Here is a 26,063-nt window from a genome sequence, read left to right on the forward strand (position 1 = left end):
GCTATATTCGTAAATATTTATTTCAGAAAACAACCTTATTTCATTTACCATCTAACTTTTTGGCAAAACGCCTTAATCGCAATCTTATTTTTTATTTTATATAAACTACTATACAAAAAATCAAATTTTTAACAGCCCTTCAAAAGGCTGTTTTTTCTTCTGTCTAATTTTACAAATTGAAAAATTTCATAAAGAAAATAAGAAAAATGCAAAATAATTAAAGTTAATTGTTGACGTGATGCTTTTATTATCGGTATCATAAATCTTCGTGAGCAATTATTTTTCGTTATACGATTTTTTTATTATTACTGAATTTTTGAGAGGAGAAATTAGATGTCAGTTAAGAAGAAAACGCAAGTACGCACCGGCAAAATGGTACGTGAACTAATGTTAGCAGACGAAGATGTAAATGCTTCGCTAATTATGGTATATAGTGAAAACGGTGTAAACGCAGAAATTAAAATCGAGGGCTTAACGCCGAAATGTAACGAAGAATTATTTTTGAGCGGAAACGTGGATTGGAACAAGAGTGTTATTTATAAAATTGTTGATTTCACTGGAAACGCTGAAGTTGGTAAAGTTACATTAACAGCGATGAACAAAAACAATGTTTCTCTAGAAATTGAACGCGTTATGTGGAGTAAAGAAAATAAAGAAGCTGCCGAGCAAGAAGAAACACAGGTAGAAGCAGCACCGAAAAAAGAAGTAGTTGTAGAAGCTCCAAAAGCAATTACGCCTGCTCCTAAGCCTGTTACGCGTGTGGAAACACCTGCTATGGCACCTAAGCCTACTCCGGTACCGACACCGAAGCCAGTAAGCGTAGAAGCAGCTGTAGAACTAGTTACTCCAGCGCCTGTGAAAAAAGCAGTCCCTACTCCAGTTACAAAGCAAGAGACAGCACCGGTTGCTCCTGCAAAACCGAAGCAGCCTGCTTTGACTGAAACAAATTCAAAACTACAAGAAAATTATGTTAAACTCGTGAAAAAGACAATTGAAGTTTGTCAAGATTACGAGCTTGGCATCGACATAGATGATTCTATTGAAAGCTTAAAAGAAGAACTACAAAGCCAAGGTATTAGCGTTACATTTGACAAAGAAATTATGGACGTTGTAAGTCGCCTTCGTTCTTTACAAGATAAAGGAATCAAAGTAGAAAAAGTACTTAATTTACTATAAAAAAATAAGAGGTGGCTATCGCCATCTCTTATTTTTTATAATTCCACTCATTACTTTCATACTTTTCTTTCGCTAACGTTTGAACTTCATGTAACTGTTCTTCTGTTAATTCATATGGAACAAGTTCTACATCTAATCCTTTTTCAAAGCCAACTTCAAACGCTTTAATTAACTGCTCTATCGTAAATGTACGGTCTGTTAATTCATTAATTGCTACTGCTTTAGAAGAGAACATACTCTTCATACGTTCCTTCACACGTTCATTTGGGAATAAAAATAGATCATATAGTTCATCTAAATCAATTTCTAATGGAATCGATCCATGCTGTAAAATAACACCTTTTTGACGTGTTTGAGCACTACCAGCAATTTTTCGTCCTTCCACTACAATTTCATACCAAGATGGTGCATCAAAACATACGCCTGAACGTGGATTTTTTAAATTTTCACGATCTGCTTCTGTTTTTGGAACTGCATAATAGGCTTCTAACCCTAATGCCTTAAAACCATCTAATAAACCTTGCGAAATAACACGATACGCTTCTGTAACTGTTTTCGGCATGTTCGGATGATCTTCAGACACAATAACACTATACGTTAACTCTTTGTCATGTAGTACACCCCTGCCGCCTGTTTGACGACGAACGAATCCATATTTCTTTTCGTTAACTACATCCATATTAATATCTTTTTCAACACGTTGAAAATATCCAACTGTTAATGTTGGTACTTCCCATTCATAAAAACGAATTGTTGGTGGCATTTTCTTGTCACTTTGCCAATTTAATAAACATTCATCTAACGCCATATTAAATGCCGGTGAACATTGACCAGAGTTAATATAACACCATTTTTCTTTTCCCATCCTGCACCTCATATAACCAATTATTTTTCACATTCTCTAGTCTACCAAATTCGACAAAATTTGTGAAAGAATACGAAATTTCTTCTTATATGCAAATGAATCTGTTGCATAAATACATATGGGCATTATAATATTGAAAGTAGGATAAGAAAAAAGGGAGCGATAGAATCGTGTCAACAACTTGGATTATTTTATTAGCCGTAATCGTAGCATTTATCGGCTACACTGTATGGATGTACTTCTATCAGAAAAAATTAATTAAAACTCTTACAGAAGAAGAATTTCGCGCTGGCTACCGTAAAGCACAGCTTATCGATATTCGTGAAGCAGATGAATATAACGCAGGGCATATTTTAGGTGCACGTAACATTCCGTTATCACAAATTCGCCTTCGCCATAAAGAACTTCGTCAAGATCAACCTGTTTACTTATATTGCCAAAGCGGATTCCGTACAGGTCGTGCAGCGCAATACTTAAAAAAACAAGGCTACAAAGATTTCTACCAATTACAAGGTGGATTTAAATCTTGGACAGGCAAAATTAAAAAGAAATAATAACATACAAAAAACTAGCTGAATAAATCAGCTAGTTTTTTCATTTCATCTTATTCGCAATGTATAATAAATTCTGCTTGATTACCTTTTCATCGTTCTCTTCTACATTCCGATACAGCAGTTGATATTCAATTCCTTTCTCTTTCCATATAAGCGTAGCAAATTCGTCACCACGTTCATAATCATCTTTATTTTTAAAATAAGCAGACGTTCCATTATTCAGTTTCATTTGTTCTTGAAATCGCTTCTCTTCCACAAGATCCGGAAAACTATAGGGAAAGTTCGCGACATTTAACTCAATATACTCATTTCTACCTGACTCCTTCTGTTTATATTTAATCGTTAAGACAGTGTTCTTTTTCCCAAGCGTTCTTACTTCCCCCTTCACATCACTTGTAATGTCGTACGGTAAAAACGTTGGAACTTTAAACTTCACCGGAAAATATTTTGGAAGTTCCTTTAGCGGAATAGGATCCGTAACACGATCCATAGCTCCTCCTGTTGTTCCCACAAAGTGTTTTTCTTCTTGCATCGTTTGCTGAAACGAACACGAACTAAGCATGAAACTAGAAAACACGAAACAAATGATTCTTTTTTTCAATTTGTTTCCGCCCTTTCATACCGCTCTCTTAACGAACGAAGCGTTGATATTCTCTTCATATTCGCTTTGTCACCAAACTCCACCTTTGAAAACTTTCCACGTTATTCTCACACATTTTGACAACACTTTTTGCAAACAAAAAAGACCCCTATCATTCTTACGCCCAAGTGAAAAGGTTACGCGAATAAAAAGAAGTCTTATTAATACCATAGTTTGTGAAAAGCTTTTCAGGTCAAGATTTTTTCTTTCTTATTATTTTCCCTTTATAATAAGGGAAAGAGGTGATACATATGGCCAATATAAAACAAATTGCTAAAACTGCTGGTGTATCGATATCAACTGTTTCTCGTGTCCTGAATAATCACCCTTACGTAAAAGAAGAAAAGCGTAAGCGTGTTCTAGATGCTGTTGAAGAATTAAACTACGCAAAAAATATAAATGCTGTCCATTTAATAAGAGGGAAAACATATACAATTGGCGTTATGCTTCCTTTCATTAACCTCCCCTACTTCAGTACGATTATTGAAGGAATCGGAAACGAAGCGTTAGCTGCCGGATATCACATTAATTTATGTCAAACGAATTACGATAGCATTGAAGAAATTCGTGTTCTTGAAATGATGAAAATGAAACAATTTGATGGGATGATTATTTGCTCCCGAACGAGCTCTTGGGAACAAATCGAACCTTTTGCAAAATTTGCCCCTATTATTTCATGTGAAAAAATGAAGCATCCCCTCATTTCATCCATCTACGTAGATCATTATGAAGGTTTCCGTCTCGGTACTGCCTATTTACTAAGTAGAGGCCATGAAAAAATCGGAATTTGTTTAGCAAGAAAAACAAGTGTAAATTCCATGGAGCGCGAAAAAGCGTTCGCCGATACACTTCGTAACGAAGGGAAAACGTTGCATCCTGAATGGATTTTCCACCAATGCTATACAATGCAGGACGGAGCACAAATACTCCATCGTATTTTAAATATGACAAATCGTCCAACTGCTATTTTCACAGCGAACGATCAAGTTGCAGCTGGTTTATTAACAGAGGCTCGAAAACATGGTATTCGAGTACCTGAAGACCTTGCTATCCTTGGATTTGATAATCATGAAATTTCAAAGGCATTAGAAATTTCCACAATTGAACATCCCGGTCTCGCAATGGGCTCACATGCTTTTTCTTTATTCCATAAGCAGATCCAAAGCGAGCAAATTGTCGGCAGTGCAAAAGAACTTTCATTCCATTTAATTGAGCGAGAGACTGTCTAAAAAGAGCGTTACCTATAACGCTCTTTCTCAGCTCTTCACCTATTGACTTTATATTTCCCATCTCATATAATGAACCTAACGAACGGTAGGTAGGGGATGAAAATGACAGCAAACCGCATTAAAGCTGTAGCACTTTCTCATTTCGCACGCTACGGCTATGAAGGAACTTCATTGGCAAATATTGCTCAAGAAGTTGGGATTAAAAAACCATCGATTTACGCACACTTTAAAGGAAAAGAAGAGCTATATTTCATATGCTTAGAATCTGCTCTTCAAAAAGATTTGCAGAGCTTCACAGGCGATATCGAAAGCTTTTCCAATTCGTCCACTGAAGAATTGCTTTTAAAATTATTAAAAGGGTATGCAAAACGATTTGGTGAAAGTGAAGAATCAATGTTTTGGTTACGAACTTCTTATTTTCCGCCTGATGCATTTCGCGAACAAATTATTAATAAAGCAAATGTACACATTGAAAACGTCGGAAAACTTTTATTCCCTGTATTTAAAAGAGCAAGCGAACAAGATGAGCTGCATAACATTGAAGTAAAAGACGCCTTAGAGGCTTTTCTATGCTTACTCGACGGTCTTATGGTTGAACTATTATACGCAGGTTTAAATCGTTTTGAGACACGTTTAGACGCTTCTTGGAAAGTATTTTGGCGCGGACTTTCAAACTGACGGATTGCCCTTTGCAATGCGTCGTTTTTAAGCCCTTTACCTAACGACTGGTAGGAAGGAGAAATGACATATGGCATGGATTTATGTAATCATCGCTGGTATTATTGAAATCTTTTGGGTGATTGGACTAAAAAAAGCAGAGGCACCACTTGAATGGGCTGGTGTTGCTCTATTAATTACAATTAGTTTCGTCTTATTATTTAGAGCTTATAAAGATTTACCTGTCGGCACTGTATACGCAGTCTTTACAGGAATCGGAGCTGGTGGAATCGTTCTTACTGAGATTTTCATTTTCGGAGAACCTTTCTCTATCGTAAAAGTTTTATTAATCGGTTTAATCTTCTTCGGAGTAATTGGTTTAAAACGAGTAACAGAAGAAAAAGAAGCGAAGGAGGCTGCATAAAATGGCTTGGGTATTTTTAATTCTAGCTGGTATTTGTGAAATTATTGGTGTACTCTTTATGAAAGTAGCCACTGAAAAGAAAGGCTGGGCACCAAAAGTTATTTTAATCGCTAACTTCGGCGTAAGCTTCTTCTTCTTATCTCTTGCGATGAACACATTACCGATGGGAACTGCTTACGCGATTTGGACTGGAATTGGAACTGCCGGAAGCGCACTTCTAGGCATCCTTATTTTCCGAGAATCAGCGGATTGGCGTCGTCTTGCTTTCTTAAGCTGCATTTTATGCGGCGCTGTTGGCTTAAAACTATTAAGCTAACGTGAGGTGAATGTCATGTGGAAAGAACAAGGAAAGAAAATATTAGCATGGATCACACTTTGTATCGTCATTCTATTACAAATAAGTTTTCATATAATAGAATCATTGTTTCATAAAGTATTATCCATTCTCACATTCCTTCCTAACATGACACTTGAAATTATATCGATTGTTTGGTCCATTATCGCCTCCATTGCAATCGTCATTATATGGAGTATCACCAAACTATGGAATAAGTTATTTAAAAAGGACAGTATTTCTGAAAAAGAATAACTGTCCTTTTTTATATTCATTCAGACTTTCTGTAGAAGTTACATGTGATAAGACAAAACAGACCAATTATGGCAATACTTATACCAACCCCTTTATGTAAACTTGGAAATAGTGGTGGTATATTAGAATAAAAATTTGCTAATATGAGACCGATTGAAAATAAAAATACCCCTATTCTATATAACCATTTTCTTTTGTTCATCATTCTCCCCTCCTAAAATTTTTCATACACTCCTTTCTTTTGGACATACTAACTAAAAAAGGAGTGGATAATATGCAAAATTCTATACATAAGCAAATTCTATTTTTATTTTTCCTCTTTCTTATTCTCGTTATCGTTTTCAGCTTTATATTACATACTCCAAAAGATGTACCAAATAGCGTTTCTTTTTATAAACTACTGCTCTCGTATTGTCGTTATTGAAGAAGGTGCCTTTTTTAAGGCACCTTTTAAAATTCTCTTTTTTCATATATTTTTACTGAAACAAAGATAGATATTATGAACATGCATATTGAACTAATGAATAACAAGCTGTTATATAGTTGAATTTGTTCTAGGTTGATTCCAAAGAAAATAGAAGAAACGGCCATAGGTGCTATTAGTATAAAAATCGCAATAAAAATAGTTTTTTTATAGGCCAACCAAAACGATATCGGTAAAACAAAGCTTAAATACACTAAAATAAAGCTAATACTAGCAACCATTGTCGTTTCAATAAATTCAAATAGGTTAACCCCATTCTTCATTCCCATCGTAAAACAACCGACCATTACACTTATAAAAAGAATAATAATTGCTACTATATATTTTGCAAATACAATTTGTTTTCTCAATATTGGTAAACTATTTACTATAACTTCACTCTTATTTTTACTATCTGCTTCAAACGTTTTTACTGTTGCCCCAATTGTAATAATTACTGACATAATTATGAACAGATTTTCCGTATCTGTTAAGGCCATATAAAAGAAAACAGGATACAGTATGTACCAAATTAAAAATTTCCATTGAATAATGAAATCTTTTAAAATTAGTTGCTTGATCATGTATTGCACCTCCTAATATGAAAATGTCCCTTCTATAACTCTGCCTGCTGAAACATTTTCATTGAGAGGAACATTGATATGAATATACTCACTAATACTCCAATACTAAGAACACCCATTGCTAGTGTAGCCTCTTGAGAGTGAAGTACTTTTAACATAATTGTTTTATCACCAAAAATATTGCACATAAGACCAATCATACCCATTAAAGGAAACAGCATAATCAAATTCAAGACTGTAATAACTTTATATCCCCCAATGTAATTAGTCGGTATCGTTACTACACAATAAATCAAAGTTGCTACTATCGCTGAAAACACTGCATATCCAGGCATGACTATATCCCTGTCCAATAAAATATTTCCTAATATTACGACTATAAAAGTTACACTCAAACCAGCCATAATAAATAATGTGCTTGAAATATATTTAGCTATAATTATCTCTTTTCTCGTTATAGGTAAACTCACTAATACTTTTTCCGCTTTACTTTTCTCGTCATAATAAAAAGAAATATATATAATCGTACTACATGTTATAAATAATCCTATTGCAATCCCCATTGGTTCGACGGAATTCTTAAAAATAGATAAAATAGGGATTAAAAAATAGAAAGGAAACATCTTCTTCTGTAAAAAAAACTCCTTCAAAATCAACTGTTGCATATGAATTCCCCTCTCTATAAATCACGCGTTTTATAAATTTTAATTGTAAGAAACATAGAAGCGATATAGGCACTAGCTAATATCATTCCTCCAACTGTAAATACACCAATATGTACTGGATTCATAATCCACTCACTGAATGAAGATGTTGTTTCATTCAGCCCATCACTAATAAATATCCAAAGAAGTACACCAATCCCCATTGCTGCGGCTGATACTATACTTCTCATGCCCTTTGATTTTGTACCATAATAACTAGGAAAAAATGTCGCCACAAATACTACAGAATAAATCACTCCACTTACCACTACATACCATGGAATTTCAATATAAAAATTAGGATGGTATACACCAATATCATCAATAACAGCAATACCTCTTAAAAGGAATACAATTATCATAGTTGAAGCCATGGCACCGACAATAAATATTGCACAGGAAATATATCTAGCAATAATGATATCCTTCCGACTTACTGGTAAACTATTTATAATAATGTCACTTTTATTTCTTTCATCCATAAAGGTTAACGTCATAACGGAGGAGAGGGTTATAAATAGACAACTCATCGGAAATAAAAATTCACCACTTGGCTCTAACATAAAAAACAAAAGAGGCATAACAAAATTCACTAACCACATTACCCGAAAAAAGAACAAATCTTTATATACAAGCTGACGCATAGGCACCTCTCCCTTTCGCAGTGTAAACGATAATGTCATCTAATGTAGGCTTTTCTAGTACAACCTCATTTCCAAACCAATCGATAATTCCTTGTTTATCCTTCGCTAAACCTTCGAAACCAAATTTATTTTTTCGTAATCCAACAAATAGTTCTTTTCCTTCTTGGTCTAATAAATCATTACTTCCTTTTACGATTACGTAGTTCTCCATTAAGTCTTCTTTTTCACCAGTAAATATAATTTCTCCATCATTGATGAACGTAACATAATCTGCAATGCGCTCTAAATCTGTTGTAATGTGCGTTGAGAATAATACGGATACTTCATCTTCCATTACAATTTCTTGCAACATATCAAGTAATTCACTTCGAACAACTGGATCTAACCCTGCTGTCGGTTCGTCCATAATAATAAACTCTGCGTGGTGCGAAAGTGCGATGGCAATCGCAAATTTCATTTTCATTCCTTTTGATAATTCTTTAATTTTTTTATACTTGGGAACTTGCAATCTATGCATATACGATTGATACTGCTCTTCGTCCCACTTTTTATATAACGGTGCAATAATACGCTTCATTTGTTCACACGTTAAATCTTCGTAATAATGATTTTCATCATATACAAAGCCGATATTTTGTTTTATTTCCTTTTCAGCTTTCTTATTGTCCTTGCCAAAAATTTTTATATCTCCGTTATCTTTTTTAATTAAATTCATAATCATTTTGATTGTCGTACTTTTCCCGGCCCCATTCGGTCCGACAAACCCCATAATATATCCGCGTGGTAACGTAAAACTTATATTTTTCACTGCGAAACCTTCATAACTTTTACAAACATTTTTTAACTCTAACATCTCTCTCATTCCCCCTTATATAAAAACGCAATCATCTGCTGTAATTCTTCAAGTGAAAGCTGCAACGCTTTACTTTCATTCACAATCTCTTCCGCTTTACTTTCCAATAGGCGAAGCCTTTGTTCTTTTAATAGTTCATTATTTTTACGTGAAACATAAGTCCCCTTCCCAGCAACAGTTTCTATATATCCTTCTTTTTCAAGCTCCTCGTATGCACGCTTCGTTGTAATGACACTAATTTGTAATTCCTTCGCTAAGCTACGAATAGACGGTAATTGATCTCCACCCTTTAAACCGCCATTTAAAATAAGCTGGCTTAATTGTTTTCTTATTTGCACATAAATAGGGTCTTGGGAAGAATTCGAAATAATAATATTCATGTTTTCCTCCAGTGTGTGTATATACTGTGTATACCTTATATATACAGTATATACACAGCATCCTATTTTTGGCAAGAAAAAAAGACCAACATTTTCCTGTTGGTCTTTCGTATATGTATCACTTTTCAAAGCGATCTAACATCTCGTCTCTCATTCCGAAACTTACTACTGCAATTCCTATATACATAAACAGAAGGAATGCCGGATGAACTGTATTGTACCAGCTGCTGTCAACAATTAAGTAAATCGTTAATGCCACAACAAGAACAAACGCTAAGATAAACATATAAAAGTGTCTTGTACTACCCATGATAAACTCCTCTCTTCTCACTTCACCATTCAACAGTTTATTTTATCGAATAATTCGATATGACTCAAGGTTAACTTTCTGTTATGTAATCAAGTTCTACCTTTACAATGTCCTCACATGCTATTGAAATGATTGTTCCTTGTTTATCAATCGCCGTCACTTCTCTATTATCCATTACACGATTTGCTACTCTTTCTAACACTTTTCCCTGGTCTCGATAGCAAAATTCTTTTACATCTTTAATTGTTTCTCCATTTTCTAAATGGTATACCATTCTATAACATCGATATCCCACACTTTCACCCCCGTCTTGTTCGTTTTTTCACATATACATAAAAATGAGTAATCTTTGCCTCATCACATCTTCTTAATTTCAATAAAATTCTAACAAAAATAAATACTTTTATCAAACCGACTTTTTCAACAAAACTACCTATAAAACTACACCTTTACACCATTAGGAAACAAAAAACATATTTTTTTAACATTTTCTTCACTATTTCTGCATAAAGTGAAACTTTAATCAGTGGGGATTTTTGTTCATCCCCACTGATTATTAGTTGAACCAATCGGGCATTTACGGACAGTTTATCTCCCACCTGTCTTCTTTGCACCAGCTAAGTTTTGAGTTGAGAGTTTACTGTCCGTTAATGCGGGACAAATTATCCATACAAAAAAAGAACCCGCCTCAGCGAGTTCTTCTTTTGTTATTTTAATCAAACTTGTACAGGAGCTGGCTTCGCATAACGTAAAACTGGTTTACGTGCAGCCATCGTTTCGTCTAAACGTTTAATGACTGTCGTATGCGGTGCTTCTTGTACAACTTCTGGATTTTCTTCTACTTCTTTAGCGATTTGAATCATCTTATCAATGAAACCATCTAATGTTTCTTTTGATTCTGTTTCTGTCGGCTCAATCATAATACATTCTTCCACATTTAATGGGAAGTAAATTGTTGGTGGATGATAACCGAAATCAAGCAGACGTTTTGCAATATCTAATGTACGTACACCAAGTTTCTTTTGACGACGACCTGATAATACAAATTCATGTTTACAATGTCTATCGAATGGAAGATCGTAGAATGGCGCTAATCTTCTCATCATATAGTTCGCATTTAATACCGCATACTCAGTTACTGCACGCAATCCATCTGGACCCATAGAGCGAATATACGTGTATGCACGAACGTTAATTCCGAAGTTACCATAGAATGGTTTCACACGACCAATTGCTTCTGGACGGTCGTAGTTGAAGTGATAACCATTTTCCGTTTTCTCTAAAATCGGTTTTGGTAAGTACGGAATTAAATCAGCTTTCACACCTACTGGACCAGAACCTGGGCCACCACCGCCGTGAGGACCTGTAAATGTTTTATGAAGGTTTAAATGCACAACGTCAAATCCCATATCTCCTGGGCGTGCTTGGCTTAATACCGCATTTAAGTTTGCACCATCATAGTATAATTTACCGCCTGCATTATGGACGATTTCTGCCATTTCTAAAATATTTTCTTCGAATAGACCTAATGTATTAGGATTTGTTAACATAAGTGCTGCTGTTTCTTCGTTTACAACACGTTTTAAGTCTTCTAAGTCAACAAGGCCATTTTCATTTGATTTTACTGTAATTGTTTCAAAACCAGCTACAGTTGCAGATGCTGGGTTCGTTCCGTGAGCAGAGTCAGGCACAATTACTTTCGTACGGTTAAAGTCACCATTCGCTTCATGGTATGCACGAATTAACATTAAACCTGTCCATTCTCCGTGTGCACCAGCTGCTGGTTGTAAAGTAACAGTATCCATACCTGTAATTTCAATTAAATGCTCTTGTAAGTCGTACATTAATTCCATTGCACCTTGTACTGTCTTTTCATCTTGCAACGGATGAATATTTGCAAATCCTGCGAAACGAGCTACACTCTCATTAATTTTCGGATTATATTTCATCGTACAAGATCCAAGTGGATAGAATCCAGAATCCACACCGTGGTTACGGTTTGAAAGTGCTGTATAGTGGCGCATAATATCAAGTTCAGATACTTCTGGTAGCTCTGCATCTTCTACTCGAATATAATCGCTCTCAAACACATCTTCTAGTTTCACTTCTTCTACATCTAATTTGGGTAAGCTATATCCTATGCGTCCTTCTTTACTCACTTCAAAGATAAGTGCTTGGTCTTGGTTCTTCATTGGATAGCCCCCATTTCGTTTACAAGTGTGTCAATTTCCTCTTTTGTACGAAGCTCAGTTACTGCTACAAGCATATGGTTTTCATGCTCTTTATAATCACGGCCTAGGTCGTAACCGCCGATAATATTCTTTTGTAATAATGCATCGTTTACTTCTTTCACTGGACGCTTGCAATCTACAACAAACTCATTGAAGAATGGTCCAGCAAATGTTACAGTGAAGCCTTTCGCTTCAAATTGACGTTTTGCATATTGTGCTTTAGAAATGTTTTGACGTGCCATTTCTTTCACACCTTGTTTGCCAAGTGCCGTCATTGCAACAGAAGCTGCTAATGCATTTAACGCTTGGTTTGAACAAATGTTAGATGTCGCTTTATCACGACGAATATGCTGTTCACGTGCTTGTAACGTTAATACAAATCCACGTTTACCATCTGAGTCTACAGTTTGTCCAACAAGACGTCCTGGAATTTTACGCATAAATGCTTTCGTTGTTGCAAAGTAACCACAGTGCGGTCCACCAAACTGCGTTGGAATACCGAATGGTTGTGCATCACCGATTACAATATCAGCACCAAATTTCCCTGGTGGTGTTAATGCGCCTAATGATAATGGATTTGAAGAAACGATAAATAATGATTTTTGTTGATGAACGATTTTTTCAATATCAGCTAATTTTTCAACTTGTCCGAAGAAGTTTGGATATTGAACGATTACACAAGCAACTGTATCATCTACTTCACTTTGTAATACGTCTAAATCTGTTACACCATCTTTATGATTAATTTCAACAACTTCAAGATTTTGTCCTTTTGCATACGTTTCAAGTACTGCTCTTGATTCTGGATGAACCGCGCTAGATACAAGAATTTTCTTTTTGCGAGTATGACCAGCTGCTAACATTGCCGCTTCAGCTAAAGCTGTACCCCCGTCATACATAGAAGAGTTTGCTACATCCATTCCTGTTAATTCACAAATCATTGTTTGGAATTCAAAGATTGCTTGTAATTCCCCTTGTGAAATTTCCGGTTGGTATGGTGTGTAAGCTGTATAAAATTCTGAGCGAGAAATAACATGATCTACAATTACTGGAGCATAATGATCGTATACGCCTGCTCCTAAGAAAGAAGCGTATTCTTTTAAGTTAGCATTTTTACTAGCCATTTGAGATAGCTCTTTTAAAAGCTCTGGCTCTGATTTTGCTTCTTTAATTTTTAAATCCCCTTTAAAACGAACACTCTCTGGAATATCAGAGAATAATTCATCGATCGTTTGAACGCCGATCGTTTGTAACATTTCTTTTTTGTCTTCTTCTGTCATTGGAAGATAACGATGCAACATGAAATCTACCCCTCTCCCCGTTACTTTGAACGTTTGTAAAATGGTGTTGGAACAACTACTGCTTTGACGCGTTTATTACGAATTTCAATTTCTACTTCTGTATCAACTGCTGCGTATTTTACATCAATTAGTGCTAAACCAATGCTTTTCTTTAACGTTGGAGATTGTGTACCACTCGTTACTTCCCCAATTTTTTCTTCACCAATAAATACAGGGTAATGCGTACGAGGAATTCCACGTTCGATTACTTCGATGCCGACTAATTTACGAGGCGCACCGTTTTCTTTTTGCTCTTTTAACGTTGCTTTTCCAAAGAAGTCTGCTTCTTTATTTGTTTTTACCGCAAAGCCAATTCCAGCCTCAATCGGTGTAATATCTTTTGATAATTCTTGTCCATAAAGTGGTAATGTTGCTTCGAATCGAAGTGTATCACGAGCACCTAAACCACATGCTTTTAAGCCCTCTTCTGCTCCAACTTCAAGAAGTTTCTCCCAAAGTTTTGCAGCATCTTCACTCTTACAGTAAATTTCGAATCCATCTTCACCTGTGTAACCTGTACGAGATACAAGTGCTGGAATTCCATCTACAAGAATATCGTTTTTAAATTTAAAGAACTTAATTTCTTTCAAATCTTCTGACACAACTTTTTGTAAAATGCCTTCTGCTTTTGGTCCTTGAATTGCAAGCTGTGCAACTTCACTAGAAACATTGACTACTGTCGCATCGCCAATTACATGACTTGCTAACCATTCGTAATCTTTCTCGATATTTGATGCATTGATTACTAATAAATAGTCTTCTTCACCACGTTTGTAGATTAATAAATCATCTACTGTACCACCATTTTCGTAGCACATAGCTGTATATTGTGCGCCCCCTACCTTTAAGGTAGATACGTCATTTGTAACAACACGTTGTAAAAATGCTAAACTATCTACACCTTTTACTTCAACTTCTCCCATATGAGACACATCGAACAAACCTGCAGCTGTACGTACAGCTTCGTGTTCTTCTTTAATGCTTGAAAATTGAACTGGTAATTCCCAACCACCGAAGTCGATTGTTTTTCCACCATACTTCGCGTATACATCAAATAACGGTGTACGTTGTAATGTAATCATGCTCTCTCCCCCTTATGCTTTGACAAATCAATAAAAGTTGCTTCCCTTTTCTAAACATTTTCATTCTGAAAAGATAGGATATACGGAATCTCATTATATTTTTTTATGAAAGCGTAAATAAAAAATCACTTTCTTGGATAAAATACGAAAGATTCCACACATTTCACACCATTATCCTAACATCATTCGCTATATTTCATCAATATTCTAGCATAAAAAATAATTTAGAATTTTTTATGTTAAAACACAATAAATACAGCTTTTGAGATTTAATACTTTATTATTGTCTATCATATAGCCTTTAATAACGATAATTATGCCTTCTTTTAAGGCAAATCATCATACATTAAAAAATAATTACTTTAGTTTATAAAAGGTGGGAGAGTTGTAATGAATGTCGATATTTCCGTAGATCGGACATGGCAAAACAATTTTTTAAATAGAATTGACGAAGATGGTCCTTGGACAAACTGGGATTTATATCACTTAGCTTATGAAACAGAAAAATCGTTACTTGTTCCTACTTTTGATGGACTACAAGCACCGAAACATTTATCCCATTTCACACCGCTTCCGCATCAATTAGAAGTCGCTCAAAATGTGATTGAACAAATGAACGGTAAAGCGATTCTAGCAGATGAAGTAGGCCTTGGAAAAACAATCGAAGCTGGACTTATTTTGAAAGAATATATGGTCCGCGGGCTTGTGAAAAAGGTACTTATACTTGTCCCAGCTTCTCTCGTATCACAATGGGCATACGAACTGAATACAAAGTTTTTCATTCCCGCTGTAGCACAAAAGAAAAGCTACTCATGGGAACAAGCTGACGTAATCGTATCATCAATTGATACTGCGAAACGTTCACCACATCGCGATATCGTGTTGAACTTGGAATATGACCTTATTATTATCGATGAAGCACATAAACTGAAAAATAATAAAACAAAAAACTATGAATTTGCACAACGATTAAAAAAGAAGTTTTGTTTATTACTAACCGCTACTCCTGTTCAAAATAAGATTGATGAAATTTTTAACCTTGTTTCTTTATTAAAGCCAGGACATTTAGGCAATCAATCCAACTTTGAAGAATATTACGCTTCCAAAAATCGCTCAGCCGAATCAGATGAAGACTTAAAAGCTCTCATTAATAAAGTAATGGTGCGAAATAGACGACATAATACCGGTATCGATTGGCCGAAGAGACATGTACGTACAATTTTTGTTGAGTTTAATGAACAAGAACAAGCTCTATATAATGATATCGAAAATTGGCGAGGACAAGACGCCTTCACATCTGCTTTCTCATCGTTAACTTTAAAACGGGAAGCGTGTAGTAGTCGTGAGGCTGTTTACTATTCATTGAAAAAGCATGTAGAAAAAAGACAGAAAGAAAACGAACATTATATAAAAGATCCACATATCGATGTGCTAATGGACAAAATTAATCATATTCCTTTCAACTCAAAAGCAAATAAAGCTCTTGAGCTTATAAAAGAAATTGACGATAAAGTCGTTATCTTCACAGAATATCGAGCGTCACAAATGTACTTACAATGGTTTTTACAACAACACGGTATTTCTTCCGTTCCATTCCGCGGCGGGTTTAAACGCGGGAAGAAAGATTGGATGAAGGAGCTTTTCCAAAACCACGCACAAGTATTAATTGCAACTGAAGCTGGTGGTGAAGGGATTAACTTACAGTTTTGTAGCCATATGATCAATTATGATTTGCCATGGAATCCAATGCGTCTTGAGCAAAGAATCGGACGTATTCACCGTCTCGGTCAAAAAAATGATGTTCATATTTATAACTTAGCTACAAAGCATACTGTTGAAGAACATATTCTGAAACTGTTATATGAAAAAATCAACTTATTCGAGCGTGTTATCGGTGAACTCGATGAAATTTTAACGAGAATTAATATGAAAAACATCGACGCGCACATTCAAGAAATTTTCGCGCAATCAAAAAGCGAAGGTGAAATTAGAATTAAGATGGAAAACTTAACATCTATTATCGACTTTGCGAAACGAAATGAAGCTGAGGTGCAAGGCTATGCAGCAACATGAAATTCATAATTACTTATACAATTTCTTTGAGGCGAATAACTGTGAAATTTTAGAACGTTCTCCTCATTTATTAGATGTACAGTTAACAATTGAGATGGATAAATTATTAATGAATCGCCCTTTTTATTGGCACTATCTTGAGAAAACAGGAGGCGTACCGAATCCGATGCGCCTTACTCTTATTACAAATCCAGAAAATGAAGAAAATGATGGTGAGCTTATTCACTACGGTTCACCACGTCTACATCAAATTTTCCAAACGACAAAAGAATTAGGCTCATACATACGTTTATATGAGGATGTAAGACATAATGGAGCAACACATACACCGCTCCACCCTTGGCTCGGTATTAATATAAAAGTTTCCTATCAATGTGATCGAAAAAAAGACATCCTTCACTCGATTGGTATTCATCTCATTTCTGGAACAATGATGGCAAACTTTCATGAAACATTAACAAACATTAAACTTACACCAAAAATACCTGATTTTTGTTTTACGCTCTCGCCCATCATTAAACCTCAAAGTGGTTTACAACGCATAGAAGACGCTTTAAAAAATATAATTGCAGAAGATGACCATACGTGGGCAAAAGAAGCAAGAGTGCGTTGGAATCATGATTTAGACCTTTTAAACCGTTTTTATGAAGAAAGTGACGAACTTCCTGAGAGCTATGAAATTGAAAAACAAGCTCTGCAAGAACAGTATGAACCACGTATTACAGTGCAAATTATTAACGGTGGACTCTTTTATGTTACCGCGAATCATTTTCTATCAAAATAAAGCTCCTTCTGCTTTAGAAGGAGCTTTATTTCGAGTTATTCTCTATCCTCATTACGCTCTTGTTGTTTTTGCTTTGCCATGCGTTTTTGATACGCACGATCCTTCGCGCTCACATGATTTGCATCAGTTGGAAGATTTTCTTTCGAACGTCCAATTCCATTGCTCATCTTTCCCACTCCTTTTTACGTTTTTCAGAATACATGTTTATTTTCAGCTAGAGTTACAATCCTTATACAAAAAAATAAGAGCAGCCATTGGCCACTCTTACTCGCTCACATATTTTTGAAACATATCATGGATGCCTTTATTTACTAGGTTCGAGATCTGCTCGTCAGATTTATTCGGATAACGATCACGCAATCTGATAGATGCCTTCACCATTAAATTTTCTAATACAGAACGGCCACCTTCTCCATAAATAATTTCAGCATATTTAACAAGCCTTCCATCCTCTACTGTTGCTGGATTATGATTGAAGAAAAATTTACTCATTGTCTCCACCTCTCTATTTTGATAACGTTTACATTTATATAGATTATTTATGTTATTTATTTCACAATATTGTATGCATGTATATTTAATTAGTTTCATTATAAAGCAACATATCGATAGTAAATATGTGATTTTCCGTCCATTTTGTGAACAAATTAAAAATGAAAGCGTTTCCTTTATTATATACTAAAAAAACTTACTACGCTAGGGGCAATTTTTTTCAATCTACTCCCCCCTCGAAAATTGATATATTTTTTCTTTTCCCATTAAACCTTATACAATTTTCAGAAATTATATTATAAAATATATGTATGACTTAAGGAGGCTTTGTATGAATCAAAATAAAAAAGCTATATTAGATCTTGTCTTTTATCTCGTAATCCCATTCCTCATTTGGAAATTTGCAAAACCTTATATCGATCCTTATTACGCGATGTTACTTTCCTCTGTTCCGGGGATTATTTATACACTGTATACCTTTAAAAAAGAAAAACAGTTTAACGTGACAGGGTTCTTTATTTTAATTACACTCATTTCTAATACAACGGTAGATTTATTATCTGGGTCAGCTGAACGAATGTTGTGGAATGATGCATATTATCACATCGTACTCGGTATTATCGTCATATGTACAATTTTTATAAAGAAACCACTTATGTTATATTTCGCTGCGGATATTGCCGCACTGCAAGGCCATGATCGCGATAAAAGTCGTGAGCTTTATCGTGATAGTCGTATATATCCAGCACTGCAATATTTAACGCTATTTTTCGGGCTGCAATTTATATTAAAAAGCTTTTTAAAAATTTATTTCATCTCTGTTTTTGGTGTAGATGGCTATGGTGAAATGAGAGCGATTATGACCGCTGTCGGCTGGGGCATTTCTATTTGTATCGGAATAGGGTTCGTATGGGTGAACAATAAAATACATGCCGTTACGGAAGAACAAGAATCCGTGCAGTAAATAAAAATCCCCTAGTGTAATACGACACTAGGGGATTTTGGGTTTGCTAAACATATGACTAAAATTTAACTTGATTTTTTTCTTTTACTTTTTACATTTCGGTAAAACAAAGCAGCACTCAGCGGCATAACACCAAACCACTTATTCATAAATGGCTCTTTTTCAGCACGGCGTTGTTCTTTCTTTTGTTTACGATCTTCTTTCGGAGCATCCATATACGATACAAACTGCTGCGTCACAAAGCGAACATAATCATTAGTAGACATATTATCATCACCTCTACTTGATTAGTATGTCCACTTTTTTATACATTAATCTTTTCCTTTAATTCATTCATAATTTGCTTTACAGACTTATTTGTCGTATCGATATGAATATGAGCCTCTTCATAATAAGCTCGGCGTGATTCAAATTTCTTTACGAATGCATCTATATCTTTCTTTTGAAATAGTGGACGTGTCGTATCTTCCCGAAGCCTTTCTGCAATTACATGCGGATCACAATATAAATACACGACAGTTCCGTTCTCTTTCATCCACTTGCGATTTTCCGCTCGTTCAATAATTCCCCCACCAGTTGTAATAATAACATTGTGGACTGGTAGCGCACGTAACATTTCGCTTTCATATTCCCGAAAAGCCATTTCGCCTTCTTCGGCAAAAATTTTTCGAATTGCCTTCTCTTGCTTCTCTTCGATTTTTTGATCAGTATCTACAACATCCATTTGAAGTTCTTTACTTAACGCTTTTCCAATTGTTGTTTTCCCTGCTCCCATGTAGCCGGTTATGTATATAGATTTCATTTCTTGTCCTCTCAATCGTCATTTATTAATTGTTATTATAACGAAAGATGCTACTTTGTTTAATAAAAAAACGTTTTGTTCTTATACTATAAAGAACAAAACGTAACACTCGCTTTTACTTATAAGTACCTCTTCTCACCCACTGCGTTGCAATCCATTTCTCGCCTTTCGTTACAGGTGCCCCTCCGTGTAACGTAAGCTCGTTTAGTGATTGATCTTGATAAAAATACTCAAAGTATACTGCCATTCCCTTTCTAGGGTGTACAGAAAGATTTAATTTTGGGAAGTACGTTTCTCCGCCTTCTTCTACATCATTTAAATACATTACAAGCGTACTAATACGATTGTTAGCAGCTGATCTACTATGTTCCGCAAAATAATCATAGTGTGCTTTATATTGTTGATCCACTTCATAATTTAAAATGTGCAATCCTTCTCCGTGCGCCACCGGAACATTCATGATAGATGAAATTCGTTTTTCAATCTTTGAAGTAAGTTCATTGTCTTCCAAAAATGCACCGCTACTTGTTCGAATATCATTTACATCACGTGATGAACCAATTTTAGAACGCTCCATTTTATTTTTAGACATTTCAATCAATTCATCACACTCTTCATCACTTAGTACATTTGCTAATACGACAATAAGAGGTTCTTCGAATTTTGAAATAATGTGTATTTCTCTATCTTCTGTCATAATCGTATTTCCTTTATGATCAAAAATAGTTTGTTCCTTATTTTCACCTATTTGATTGTTGTTTGTCATTTCCCTATTCTCCCTAAAAATAATGATTGGATAGCATGAATATATCATATTCTTTCTACCTTTCTCTTTTTTGAGAAAATTTAAACTTTTGATCATTATATTTGTCCATTTCTTCTAAAAAATCAATTCAATTTACAATAGGAAATCCTGGTTTATCTATATATATATTTTACATATTATCCTTCTATCCAATCGACTATTTTCCCATCCTTTTTTCTATACCGAAAACTCACCGTATAGAAAGCTTCCTGTTTGAGTGTACACTGCAAAGCAACGAGAATTAAATCATTTTCAAAGACATAATTTCCACTCGCTTCTCCCTTTTCATACTGAAAGAAAAACGTACCTTCTTTTTCTTTTTGCTGTAAGTCTTTTTTTATATCTGTAATAGATCGGTTAAGTAATTCATCCAATAAAAATTTTTGTTCTATTCCTATATAAAAATTTTTATCTGTAAACAACATATTTGTTTCGTATATAAAAAAAGAAGTTAATAAAATAAGAAAGATAATCGTTCCAGGCATTGTAAATCCCTTTTGCTTTCTCATACGTTTATTCCTATTTCGCTATATCGCATAACTACACCTTCATATATTTTCCCACTAGTATCTTTCACATTTATAATGAGTACATGAGGTGTTAGTTTGTAAGAAACCGTTCCAATATTTTGTAAAACAACTTCCCTCCCGCGCCTATCTACCTTTCTTATAAGACGACTATTCTCTTTTTCATACGATACTTCACTCCCATTACGCGATCGGAATTGTAAAATACTTTCTCCATTTTCAAATGCTAGCTGTTCTCCAGATGATACTTCACGAAACTCCAATTGCATTTGCCCTAAATACACATCCCACTCCCAATCATTTAACCCTTTCGACTGTTTATTTTCCATTTCAATGAAATGTAGGCGGGGAAAGAGCAAAAAAAATATTGATAATAGAAACAGACATACAATCATTTCTATTAATGAAAAACCAAATTCTAATTTATTTTTTCTCCTACATAAAAGCATTGTTCCATCATTCTGTCTTTCACATCTTTCCACATGGTACAAACTTCATTGCCTCCCCAATATGTGTAATACCCAATTCCATTTATATTCTTTTCTATTATTCGCTTTTCTTCATTTCCATACATATATATAGCTGCTTCTTTTTTTAATAATCCAGTTGCCTTATAACGAATTTGTATATTTTTTCTTTCTTGCATAACTAATACTGTTTGCGGTAGTAGTAACGATACAATCATTTCAGCCATTATGGATCCTTTTTGACATTTCACGATACGTAAATCTCCCTCTTCCAAGCTGAAATACAATTTCATATTTATAATTTCTATACGAAATTATAATCGTACCACCTCTATTAATATTTCCACTTGGGTTATATGTCATCGGATTTGGAAACGTATGCAAATCAATTTGTATATCTTCTTCATACTCTCGCTTGACGATATAATACTTTGTACCTGACTCTTTTATAGCATACATATTTCTATCTTTATGCCAACGTAATGTGTAGTGCTTTTGATGGTTTATCGCTAATTGCTGCATATACAAAATATCATTTGAAAACTGTCTCAAAAATTGTTCAACTTTTTGTCGCTCGTATAAGGAATGAACACTAAAATACGTAACTATACTTAATACAGAAATAACAAATAAAACGAGTAACATTTCTAAAAAAGTAAACCCTTGTTGTTTCACAATGCCCTAATTGATACTGTGCCATCATCTGATATATGAATAGATTCGCCATTCGGACACTTATCAGTTGTAATATACTTTTCATCTGCCAGTTCTTTTAACGATGGAATTTTATTATGTTGTAATTGATATACTTGTATTTGCGCTTCTATAGATTTCACGTAAGCTGCACACCCTTTTCCTTGGACCGATGAACGCTGTGTAACTACATTTGGAATAATTAATAGTAATAATATAGTTATGACAACCATTACTAATAGCATCTCTAACAGAGTAAATCCTTCCTCATTCTGCATACAAATGCCCCCTAAATAGAATTCATCATTTGAAACATCGGCATAATCATCGCTAAATACATAAGGACAACGATTCCTCCAATACATGTAAATAAAATAGGCTGAATGATAACTAACATATGTTTAATTTTTCGTTCCATCTTTTCCATAATAAGATCGCTATAGTCACCTAATTCAATCCCTAAATTGCCATTTGCTTGTCCATGCGTAATAACATAAGAAAGTTCTTTCTCGTAATACCCACTTTTAGCAATGATAGATTGTAACTGTTCTCCTCCAATTAATTGTCTTTCAATCCGATTCGCTTCATATTGAAAGAACGGATGATATCTTTGCTCCATCATTATTGTTAAAGCTTCGCATACTGATAGTCCACCATTTAATAAACCACTCAACTGAGTAGCAAAATAATGTGAATGCTTTAAAATAAGAAATGTTTTGATGAGAGGAATACGAAGCATGATTTTTACCTGTCTAATATGTGGAAGTTTCCTAAAATACAACATGTATAAACTACATCCAATAATAACAGTTAAAATAGCGGTTAAAATAATGTATGGTAGCAGTTTTATTGCACTTAAAATTTGTTCTGTAAGTAGTGGTGTATTAGAACCGAACGAACTATAAACCATTTCAACCTGAGGTAATAAAATGAGGTTAAAAATAAAAAGCATGATTAGTAGAAAAAACATCAAGAACATAGGATACTGCATTATTTTCATCATGTCTTTCCTATACTTATCTTTCTTATAAAGAAGTGCACTTCCTTGTTGCAAAGCAAAAGAAATATCACCATGTTGCTCGGCATAAAATAGATAACTTAACATGTCCTGATGAAACTTTAACTGATGAAAAGAATCGTGTAGACTTTTCCCATCTTTTAACCCCTCAATCATGCGCTGCAATTGTACTTTCTTTTCTACAGGTAATTGAAACTGTAAAAATTCTAATGCTTGTAAAAGAGAGTAGCCTTTTTCTAATAATTCTCCTAAACGTTTCAACAATACTACTTGATCACTTAAACTCCAAGTTTTCTTAAACATAAACATCTTCTTCTAAAAAACCTAAAGCATATCCTTTTCGTATTGACGATTCTAAAGTCTCATGTTTGTAAGTAACACATTCTCCATCTGCTTCTTTAAGTGCTTGTTTTAACTCATGTCCATATAGTAGCTCATAAATGCTTGCTTGCCTTACTTGCCTCATTGATTTACATAAAGTTGAGCACTTTCCTCTGCAAAACGGACACTTCAATTCGACAAGTCGCTGTGCAGCTACAGCCAATAAAGACTGTTCAATCTCTTGCCTCGTTATACCATAATCCATGAAACGAATGATTGCTCCTTTCGCATCATTCGTATGCAGCGTTGTCATTACTAAATGTCCTGTCAAACTTGCCCTTATAGCTATTTTTGCTGTTTCCTCATCCCGGATTTCACCGACTAAAATAATATCTGGATCATGACGTAAAATAGCCTTTAATCCTGTTTCATATGTGAGACTCGCTTTTTCATTTATTTGAATTTGTAATACATCGTCACTTCTTTTTTCAACCGGATCTTCAAGTGTAATGATGCGACGTGTTTTCTTTTTTCTAATTACTTCTAATAATGCATACATTGTCGTCGTCTTCCCAGATCCAGTCGGTCCAGTAAATACGAGTAGCCCCTGTGAATAGCGTAAAAACGAGAGTAGTTTTGCTGCCGTACTTGGAAATAACGAAAGATGTGATAAAGGCTGAACAGATGCTTGTAAATGAAGGCGAATAACGAGACTTTCTTGATATACTGTTGGAAGTGTTGAAAGGCGTAAATACACTTCTTGTCCATCAATTTGCAAATACAACGAACCATTCTGTGGCTTCCGTTTCTCTCCTATGTCCATAGATGCTAAAAATTTGAAATGTGAGACAAGTTTTTCTCCAAACTCCTTTTCAATACACTGTCTCGTCATTAAATCTTTTCCTATACGTAGTTGCACTGCTACATCCTTCTGCCGGGGCACAATATGTAAATCTGACGCTTGTACCCTACACGCTTCTTTTAAAATTGTATTCGCAAAAATTTCAATCCCATTCATTACTTTTCCCTCCTCACTATGTATATAGCATGAAAACATTCGCAATAAAAATTTGGACTTTTGTATTTTCAATAGAGGAAAAAGGAAAAATATGTTTGTGAAATTATGAACAATTTCCGAATTATTGTCTGAAATTACCTATACTAATGTTTATCTGTATTATAATGTTATTATCTTGGATAAAGTGATAAAGGTGGAGATCCTCATGGAACAAGCTTTAAAAATTACAGGTGTATTATCTGACCCAACTCGTTATTACATTTATAAATATATTTCGCAAAAACATAGTTACGTAACGGTACAAGAAATTGCAGATGAATTCGATATTCATCCAAACGTAGCGCGTTTACATTTATCTAAATTAGAAGATGTTCATATGCTAAAATCGGAAACGAAGAAAACTGGAAAAGGCGGACGACCGAGCAGATTGTATGTCTTATCTGAAGATGTTATCCAATTACAATTTCCATTCCGTGATTATCAATTGTTAGCAAGAATCGCATTTAATTCTTTACTTAGCCTTGGCGCTGCTGGTGAGAAAGCGCTATACGAAACAGGAAAACAATTCGGAGCTGAATTAATGCAACAACATATGCAACGTTTAAATGTGAGTGAAGATGCTTTAACAGTGGAACAAAAAGTTCAAATTGCAAAAGAAGCTTTCTCAACAGCTGGCTTATCACCTGCATTTGAATTAAGTGCAGATGGAACAAAAATTTTCTATGATGTACACAATTGTCCATTTAAAGAAGTTGCTGTTCATCATCCAACTGAAATTTGTAACATGCACGGAGATATGATGAAAGGAATTTTTGAAATCCTATTCCCTAACATGGAATTAACTCGAAATGATAGTCTATTAGATGGATGTAAATCTTGTAATTATAAACTAACAATTTAATTTCTCATATAAAAAGAAGCCAATAATAATTGGCTTCTTTTTATATGAATGAATATTTACAATAGTAAGAAAAATAAACTATAATGAGGTGAGGTTTACTTTTTTTAGAAAAGGAGGGAGATGGCATGGAGCGCATGTTTCGCGTTCTCGGCTTTTGGACTGGAATTTTCTCGGTTATGTTTTACGTAGGGGATATGCAACAGACCGCACTACTATTTTTAGGACAAACAGGTTTCTTCGTACTTTTAAGCTATTTAAAATTAACAGAGCGTATGTATATATACGTATTTGGGGCATATTTAACTGTTTTCTTCATAGGATTTACATACTACACGACGTTTTTACTTGTCCCTGGGGCTGGACATTAAAAGATGGCATTTTGCCATCTTTTTTTAATTCCGGAATTTCCTAGTTGACTTATAGGTTTTATTGCCTTATATTCTATATAACAGATTGGAATTAGGGGGAATCAA

At 34.7% G+C, this 26,063-nt stretch carries 38 protein-coding genes; 13 read left to right on the forward strand and 25 right to left on the reverse strand.

The genetic code is table 11. The features are described 5' to 3' along the window. The first annotated feature begins 333 nt into the window (after positions 1-333). Positions 334-1,176: a hypothetical protein gene (locus GBN78_RS10065; RefSeq protein WP_000111900.1), complete on the forward strand. Its 843-nt coding sequence runs from the start codon at positions 334-336 to the stop codon at positions 1,174-1,176. Positions 1,177-1,204: 28 nt separating this feature from the next. Here GBN78_RS10065 and GBN78_RS10070 read toward each other — a convergent pair whose 3' ends face one another. After that, positions 1,205-2,041, reverse strand: coding sequence for a lipoate--protein ligase family protein (locus GBN78_RS10070; RefSeq protein WP_000514067.1), 837 nt, complete (start codon positions 2,039-2,041; stop codon positions 1,205-1,207). Between the two features lie 170 nt (positions 2,042-2,211). Here GBN78_RS10070 and GBN78_RS10075 point away from each other — a divergent pair, with 170 nt between their 5' ends. Then, positions 2,212-2,595, forward strand: coding sequence for a rhodanese-like domain-containing protein (locus GBN78_RS10075; RefSeq protein ID WP_000108653.1), 384 nt, complete (start codon positions 2,212-2,214; stop codon positions 2,593-2,595). Between the two features lie 40 nt (positions 2,596-2,635). On the opposite strand, the gene GBN78_RS10080 is transcribed toward GBN78_RS10075, so the two are convergent. Continuing rightward, positions 2,636-3,172 carry a hypothetical protein gene (locus GBN78_RS10080; RefSeq protein ID WP_025966335.1) on the reverse strand — a complete coding sequence of 179 codons (537 nt, stop codon included), beginning with the start codon at positions 3,170-3,172 and terminating at the stop codon, positions 2,636-2,638. A gap of 314 nt (positions 3,173-3,486) precedes the next feature. Between GBN78_RS10080 and GBN78_RS10085 the strand changes: the two genes are divergently transcribed. The 5 genes from GBN78_RS10085 (at position 3,487) to GBN78_RS10105 (ending at position 6,134) form a co-directional block, all read left to right on the forward strand. Further along, a complete protein-coding gene (locus GBN78_RS10085) occupies positions 3,487-4,464 on the forward strand; it encodes a LacI family DNA-binding transcriptional regulator (protein WP_001273983.1) in 978 nt (325 codons plus the stop codon). Between the two features lie 96 nt (positions 4,465-4,560). After that, positions 4,561-5,142, forward strand: a complete 582-nt coding sequence (locus GBN78_RS10090; RefSeq protein WP_002005730.1) for a TetR/AcrR family transcriptional regulator — start codon at positions 4,561-4,563, stop codon at positions 5,140-5,142. A gap of 70 nt (positions 5,143-5,212) precedes the next feature. Beyond that, a complete protein-coding gene (locus tag GBN78_RS10095) occupies positions 5,213-5,545 on the forward strand; it encodes a DMT family transporter (protein ID WP_000312339.1) in 333 nt (110 codons plus the stop codon). Between the two features lies 1 nt (position 5,546). Beyond that, positions 5,547-5,861 (forward strand): DMT family transporter, encoded by a 315-nt coding sequence (locus tag GBN78_RS10100; protein ID WP_000312623.1) that lies wholly within the window; start codon positions 5,547-5,549, stop codon positions 5,859-5,861. 15 nt (positions 5,862-5,876) lie between these two features. After that, entirely contained in the window at positions 5,877-6,134 is a 258-nt protein-coding gene (locus tag GBN78_RS10105; protein ID WP_000265428.1) for a DUF3975 family protein, read from the forward strand. A gap of 16 nt (positions 6,135-6,150) precedes the next feature. Here GBN78_RS10105 and GBN78_RS10110 read toward each other — a convergent pair whose 3' ends face one another. From GBN78_RS10110 to gcvT, 11 genes are all read right to left on the reverse strand, one after another. Beyond that, positions 6,151-6,339 carry a hypothetical protein gene (locus GBN78_RS10110; RefSeq protein ID WP_033685729.1) on the reverse strand — a complete coding sequence of 63 codons (189 nt, stop codon included), beginning with the start codon at positions 6,337-6,339 and terminating at the stop codon, positions 6,151-6,153. A 245-nt stretch (positions 6,340-6,584) separates the two neighbouring features. Beyond that, positions 6,585-7,181 carry an ABC-2 transporter permease gene (locus tag GBN78_RS10115; protein WP_070756949.1) on the reverse strand — a complete coding sequence of 199 codons (597 nt, stop codon included), beginning with the start codon at positions 7,179-7,181 and terminating at the stop codon, positions 6,585-6,587. A 32-nt stretch (positions 7,182-7,213) separates the two neighbouring features. Then, positions 7,214-7,846 carry an ABC-2 transporter permease gene (locus GBN78_RS10120; protein ID WP_001186558.1) on the reverse strand — a complete coding sequence of 211 codons (633 nt, stop codon included), beginning with the start codon at positions 7,844-7,846 and terminating at the stop codon, positions 7,214-7,216. A gap of 14 nt (positions 7,847-7,860) precedes the next feature. Continuing rightward, the gene (locus GBN78_RS10125) at positions 7,861-8,529 is read right to left on the reverse strand and encodes an ABC-2 transporter permease (RefSeq protein WP_001249563.1); all 669 of its coding nucleotides are present in this window, start codon (positions 8,527-8,529) and stop codon (positions 7,861-7,863) included. Continuing rightward, positions 8,510-9,382: an ABC transporter ATP-binding protein gene (locus GBN78_RS10130; protein ID WP_061138955.1), complete on the reverse strand. Its 873-nt coding sequence runs from the start codon at positions 9,380-9,382 to the stop codon at positions 8,510-8,512. Before GBN78_RS10130 ends, GBN78_RS10125 begins: the two co-directional genes overlap by 20 nt. 5 nt (positions 9,383-9,387) lie before the next feature. After that, on the reverse strand, positions 9,388-9,762 hold the full coding sequence (locus GBN78_RS10135; protein ID WP_001021353.1) for a GntR family transcriptional regulator: 375 nt from the start codon (positions 9,760-9,762) through the stop codon (positions 9,388-9,390). 118 nt (positions 9,763-9,880) lie between these two features. After that, a complete protein-coding gene (locus GBN78_RS10140; protein ID WP_000535933.1) occupies positions 9,881-10,072 on the reverse strand; it encodes a hypothetical protein in 192 nt (63 codons plus the stop codon). Between the two features lie 70 nt (positions 10,073-10,142). After that, positions 10,143-10,346 carry a DUF3929 family protein gene (locus tag GBN78_RS10145; RefSeq protein WP_000262496.1) on the reverse strand — a complete coding sequence of 68 codons (204 nt, stop codon included), beginning with the start codon at positions 10,344-10,346 and terminating at the stop codon, positions 10,143-10,145. 442 nt (positions 10,347-10,788) lie between these two features. Then, the gene (gcvPB, locus tag GBN78_RS10155) at positions 10,789-12,264 is read right to left on the reverse strand and encodes an aminomethyl-transferring glycine dehydrogenase subunit 2 (protein ID WP_000795702.1); all 1,476 of its coding nucleotides are present in this window, start codon (positions 12,262-12,264) and stop codon (positions 10,789-10,791) included. Further along, positions 12,261-13,604, reverse strand: a complete 1,344-nt coding sequence (gcvPA, locus tag GBN78_RS10160) for an aminomethyl-transferring glycine dehydrogenase subunit 1 (RefSeq protein ID WP_000903240.1) — start codon at positions 13,602-13,604, stop codon at positions 12,261-12,263. The genes gcvPB and gcvPA overlap by 4 nt, the downstream gene beginning before the upstream one ends. 20 nt (positions 13,605-13,624) lie before the next feature. Further along, positions 13,625-14,725: a glycine cleavage system aminomethyltransferase GcvT gene (gene gcvT, locus GBN78_RS10165; protein WP_000631769.1), complete on the reverse strand. Its 1,101-nt coding sequence runs from the start codon at positions 14,723-14,725 to the stop codon at positions 13,625-13,627. A gap of 390 nt (positions 14,726-15,115) precedes the next feature. Between gcvT and GBN78_RS10170 the strand changes: the two genes are divergently transcribed. After that, positions 15,116-16,798 carry a DEAD/DEAH box helicase gene (locus GBN78_RS10170; protein ID WP_001100037.1) on the forward strand — a complete coding sequence of 561 codons (1,683 nt, stop codon included), beginning with the start codon at positions 15,116-15,118 and terminating at the stop codon, positions 16,796-16,798. Further along, a complete protein-coding gene (locus GBN78_RS10175) occupies positions 16,785-17,582 on the forward strand; it encodes a YqhG family protein (RefSeq protein WP_001183964.1) in 798 nt (265 codons plus the stop codon). The genes GBN78_RS10170 and GBN78_RS10175 overlap by 14 nt, the downstream gene beginning before the upstream one ends. Positions 17,583-17,617: 35 nt before the next feature. On the opposite strand, the gene GBN78_RS30865 is transcribed toward GBN78_RS10175, so the two are convergent. Next, positions 17,618-17,749, reverse strand: a complete 132-nt coding sequence (locus GBN78_RS30865; RefSeq protein WP_000064668.1) for a hypothetical protein — start codon at positions 17,747-17,749, stop codon at positions 17,618-17,620. A gap of 97 nt (positions 17,750-17,846) precedes the next feature. Next, on the reverse strand, positions 17,847-18,074 hold the full coding sequence (locus tag GBN78_RS10180) for a hypothetical protein (RefSeq protein ID WP_000032702.1): 228 nt from the start codon (positions 18,072-18,074) through the stop codon (positions 17,847-17,849). A gap of 73 nt (positions 18,075-18,147) precedes the next feature. Here GBN78_RS10180 and GBN78_RS10185 point away from each other — a divergent pair, with 73 nt between their 5' ends. Both GBN78_RS10185 and GBN78_RS10190 read left to right on the forward strand, forming a co-directional pair. Further along, on the forward strand, positions 18,148-18,264 hold the full coding sequence (locus tag GBN78_RS10185; RefSeq protein ID WP_001987222.1) for a hypothetical protein: 117 nt from the start codon (positions 18,148-18,150) through the stop codon (positions 18,262-18,264). 141 nt (positions 18,265-18,405) lie between these two features. Next, positions 18,406-19,038 (forward strand): VC0807 family protein, encoded by a 633-nt coding sequence (locus tag GBN78_RS10190; protein ID WP_001073111.1) that lies wholly within the window; start codon positions 18,406-18,408, stop codon positions 19,036-19,038. Between the two features lie 65 nt (positions 19,039-19,103). On the opposite strand, the gene GBN78_RS10195 is transcribed toward GBN78_RS10190, so the two are convergent. The 10 genes from GBN78_RS10195 to comGA all read right to left on the reverse strand — a co-directional run bounded on the left by GBN78_RS10195 (position 19,104) and on the right by comGA (position 24,689). Beyond that, the gene (locus GBN78_RS10195) at positions 19,104-19,304 is read right to left on the reverse strand and encodes a YqzE family protein (protein WP_000106083.1); all 201 of its coding nucleotides are present in this window, start codon (positions 19,302-19,304) and stop codon (positions 19,104-19,106) included. 38 nt (positions 19,305-19,342) lie between these two features. Beyond that, complete coding sequence (locus GBN78_RS10200; protein ID WP_000836650.1) at positions 19,343-19,840, reverse strand: shikimate kinase; 498 nt, start codon at positions 19,838-19,840, stop codon at positions 19,343-19,345. 115 nt (positions 19,841-19,955) lie between these two features. Continuing rightward, a complete protein-coding gene (locus tag GBN78_RS10205; protein ID WP_000183860.1) occupies positions 19,956-20,606 on the reverse strand; it encodes a 2OG-Fe(II) oxygenase in 651 nt (216 codons plus the stop codon). Between the two features lie 176 nt (positions 20,607-20,782). Further along, positions 20,783-21,154, reverse strand: a complete 372-nt coding sequence (comGG, locus tag GBN78_RS10210) for a competence type IV pilus minor pilin ComGG (protein ID WP_001231273.1) — start codon at positions 21,152-21,154, stop codon at positions 20,783-20,785. Further along, entirely contained in the window at positions 21,151-21,621 is a 471-nt protein-coding gene (gene comGF / locus GBN78_RS10215) for a competence type IV pilus minor pilin ComGF (protein WP_000923098.1), read from the reverse strand. The genes comGG and comGF overlap by 4 nt, the downstream gene beginning before the upstream one ends. Further along, entirely contained in the window at positions 21,591-21,866 is a 276-nt protein-coding gene (locus GBN78_RS10220; RefSeq protein WP_152127335.1) for a type II secretion system protein, read from the reverse strand. Before GBN78_RS10220 ends, comGF begins: the two co-directional genes overlap by 31 nt. Then, positions 21,859-22,314 carry a competence type IV pilus minor pilin ComGD gene (comGD, locus tag GBN78_RS10225; protein ID WP_000813142.1) on the reverse strand — a complete coding sequence of 152 codons (456 nt, stop codon included), beginning with the start codon at positions 22,312-22,314 and terminating at the stop codon, positions 21,859-21,861. The genes GBN78_RS10220 and comGD overlap by 8 nt, the downstream gene beginning before the upstream one ends. After that, on the reverse strand, positions 22,311-22,610 hold the full coding sequence (gene comGC, locus GBN78_RS10230; protein ID WP_001178686.1) for a competence type IV pilus major pilin ComGC: 300 nt from the start codon (positions 22,608-22,610) through the stop codon (positions 22,311-22,313). Before comGC ends, comGD begins: the two co-directional genes overlap by 4 nt. Before the next feature lie 11 nt (positions 22,611-22,621). Continuing rightward, positions 22,622-23,653, reverse strand: coding sequence for a competence type IV pilus assembly protein ComGB (gene comGB, locus GBN78_RS10235; RefSeq protein WP_000475184.1), 1,032 nt, complete (start codon positions 23,651-23,653; stop codon positions 22,622-22,624). After that, entirely contained in the window at positions 23,646-24,689 is a 1,044-nt protein-coding gene (gene comGA, locus GBN78_RS10240) for a competence type IV pilus ATPase ComGA (protein ID WP_152127317.1), read from the reverse strand. Before comGA ends, comGB begins: the two co-directional genes overlap by 8 nt. A gap of 205 nt (positions 24,690-24,894) precedes the next feature. Between comGA and GBN78_RS10245 the strand changes: the two genes are divergently transcribed. After that, positions 24,895-25,590, forward strand: coding sequence for a helix-turn-helix transcriptional regulator (locus GBN78_RS10245; RefSeq protein ID WP_000434125.1), 696 nt, complete (start codon positions 24,895-24,897; stop codon positions 25,588-25,590). A 125-nt stretch (positions 25,591-25,715) separates the two neighbouring features. Then, the gene (locus GBN78_RS10250; protein ID WP_000440721.1) at positions 25,716-25,958 is read left to right on the forward strand and encodes a DUF2626 domain-containing protein; all 243 of its coding nucleotides are present in this window, start codon (positions 25,716-25,718) and stop codon (positions 25,956-25,958) included. Positions 25,959-26,063 lie beyond the last annotated feature (105 nt).

The sequence above is a fragment of the Bacillus sp. B2-WWTP-C-10-Post-4 genome (assembly GCF_009183805.1).
In the GTDB taxonomy this organism is placed as follows: domain Bacteria; phylum Bacillota; class Bacilli; order Bacillales; family Bacillaceae_G; genus Bacillus_A; species Bacillus_A cereus.

Coding starts and splice junctions, on each gene's coding strand:
- GBN78_RS10065 (WP_000111900.1), top strand. CDS start 334: ATGTCAGTTAAGAAGAAAACGCAAGTACGCACCGGCAAAATGGTACGT.
- GBN78_RS10070 (WP_000514067.1), bottom strand. CDS start 2,041: ATGGGAAAAGAAAAATGGTGTTATATTAACTCTGGTCAATGTTCACCG.
- GBN78_RS10085 (WP_001273983.1), top strand. CDS start 3,487: ATGGCCAATATAAAACAAATTGCTAAAACTGCTGGTGTATCGATATCA.
- GBN78_RS10090 (WP_002005730.1), top strand. CDS start 4,561: ATGAAAATGACAGCAAACCGCATTAAAGCTGTAGCACTTTCTCATTTC.
- GBN78_RS10095 (WP_000312339.1), top strand. CDS start 5,213: ATGGCATGGATTTATGTAATCATCGCTGGTATTATTGAAATCTTTTGG.
- GBN78_RS10100 (WP_000312623.1), top strand. CDS start 5,547: ATGGCTTGGGTATTTTTAATTCTAGCTGGTATTTGTGAAATTATTGGT.
- GBN78_RS10105 (WP_000265428.1), top strand. CDS start 5,877: ATGTGGAAAGAACAAGGAAAGAAAATATTAGCATGGATCACACTTTGT.
- GBN78_RS10110 (WP_033685729.1), bottom strand. CDS start 6,339: ATGATGAACAAAAGAAAATGGTTATATAGAATAGGGGTATTTTTATTT.
- GBN78_RS10115 (WP_070756949.1), bottom strand. CDS start 7,181: ATGATCAAGCAACTAATTTTAAAAGATTTCATTATTCAATGGAAATTT.
- GBN78_RS10120 (WP_001186558.1), bottom strand. CDS start 7,846: ATGCAACAGTTGATTTTGAAGGAGTTTTTTTTACAGAAGAAGATGTTT.
- GBN78_RS10125 (WP_001249563.1), bottom strand. CDS start 8,529: ATGCGTCAGCTTGTATATAAAGATTTGTTCTTTTTTCGGGTAATGTGG.
- GBN78_RS10130 (WP_061138955.1), bottom strand. CDS start 9,382: ATGTTAGAGTTAAAAAATGTTTGTAAAAGTTATGAAGGTTTCGCAGTG.
- GBN78_RS10135 (WP_001021353.1), bottom strand. CDS start 9,762: ATGAATATTATTATTTCGAATTCTTCCCAAGACCCTATTTATGTGCAA.
- GBN78_RS10140 (WP_000535933.1), bottom strand. CDS start 10,072: ATGGGTAGTACAAGACACTTTTATATGTTTATCTTAGCGTTTGTTCTT.
- GBN78_RS10145 (WP_000262496.1), bottom strand. CDS start 10,346: ATGGTATACCATTTAGAAAATGGAGAAACAATTAAAGATGTAAAAGAA.
- gcvPB (WP_000795702.1), bottom strand. CDS start 12,264: ATGAAGAACCAAGACCAAGCACTTATCTTTGAAGTGAGTAAAGAAGGA.
- gcvPA (WP_000903240.1), bottom strand. CDS start 13,604: ATGTTGCATCGTTATCTTCCAATGACAGAAGAAGACAAAAAAGAAATG.
- gcvT (WP_000631769.1), bottom strand. CDS start 14,725: ATGATTACATTACAACGTACACCGTTATTTGATGTATACGCGAAGTAT.
- GBN78_RS10170 (WP_001100037.1), top strand. CDS start 15,116: ATGAATGTCGATATTTCCGTAGATCGGACATGGCAAAACAATTTTTTA.
- GBN78_RS10175 (WP_001183964.1), top strand. CDS start 16,785: ATGCAGCAACATGAAATTCATAATTACTTATACAATTTCTTTGAGGCG.
- GBN78_RS30865 (WP_000064668.1), bottom strand. CDS start 17,749: ATGAGCAATGGAATTGGACGTTCGAAAGAAAATCTTCCAACTGATGCA.
- GBN78_RS10180 (WP_000032702.1), bottom strand. CDS start 18,074: ATGAGTAAATTTTTCTTCAATCATAATCCAGCAACAGTAGAGGATGGA.
- GBN78_RS10185 (WP_001987222.1), top strand. CDS start 18,148: ATGCATGTATATTTAATTAGTTTCATTATAAAGCAACATATCGATAGT.
- GBN78_RS10190 (WP_001073111.1), top strand. CDS start 18,406: ATGAATCAAAATAAAAAAGCTATATTAGATCTTGTCTTTTATCTCGTA.
- GBN78_RS10195 (WP_000106083.1), bottom strand. CDS start 19,304: ATGTCTACTAATGATTATGTTCGCTTTGTGACGCAGCAGTTTGTATCG.
- GBN78_RS10200 (WP_000836650.1), bottom strand. CDS start 19,840: ATGAAATCTATATACATAACCGGCTACATGGGAGCAGGGAAAACAACA.
- GBN78_RS10205 (WP_000183860.1), bottom strand. CDS start 20,606: ATGACAAACAACAATCAAATAGGTGAAAATAAGGAACAAACTATTTTT.
- comGG (WP_001231273.1), bottom strand. CDS start 21,154: ATGAGAAAGCAAAAGGGATTTACAATGCCTGGAACGATTATCTTTCTT.
- comGF (WP_000923098.1), bottom strand. CDS start 21,621: ATGCTTTTATGTAGGAGAAAAAATAAATTAGAATTTGGTTTTTCATTA.
- GBN78_RS10220 (WP_152127335.1), bottom strand. CDS start 21,866: ATGGCTGAAATGATTGTATCGTTACTACTACCGCAAACAGTATTAGTT.
- comGC (WP_001178686.1), bottom strand. CDS start 22,610: ATGCAGAATGAGGAAGGATTTACTCTGTTAGAGATGCTATTAGTAATG.
- comGB (WP_000475184.1), bottom strand. CDS start 23,653: ATGTTTAAGAAAACTTGGAGTTTAAGTGATCAAGTAGTATTGTTGAAA.
- comGA (WP_152127317.1), bottom strand. CDS start 24,689: ATGAATGGGATTGAAATTTTTGCGAATACAATTTTAAAAGAAGCGTGT.
- GBN78_RS10245 (WP_000434125.1), top strand. CDS start 24,895: ATGGAACAAGCTTTAAAAATTACAGGTGTATTATCTGACCCAACTCGT.
- GBN78_RS10250 (WP_000440721.1), top strand. CDS start 25,716: ATGGAGCGCATGTTTCGCGTTCTCGGCTTTTGGACTGGAATTTTCTCG.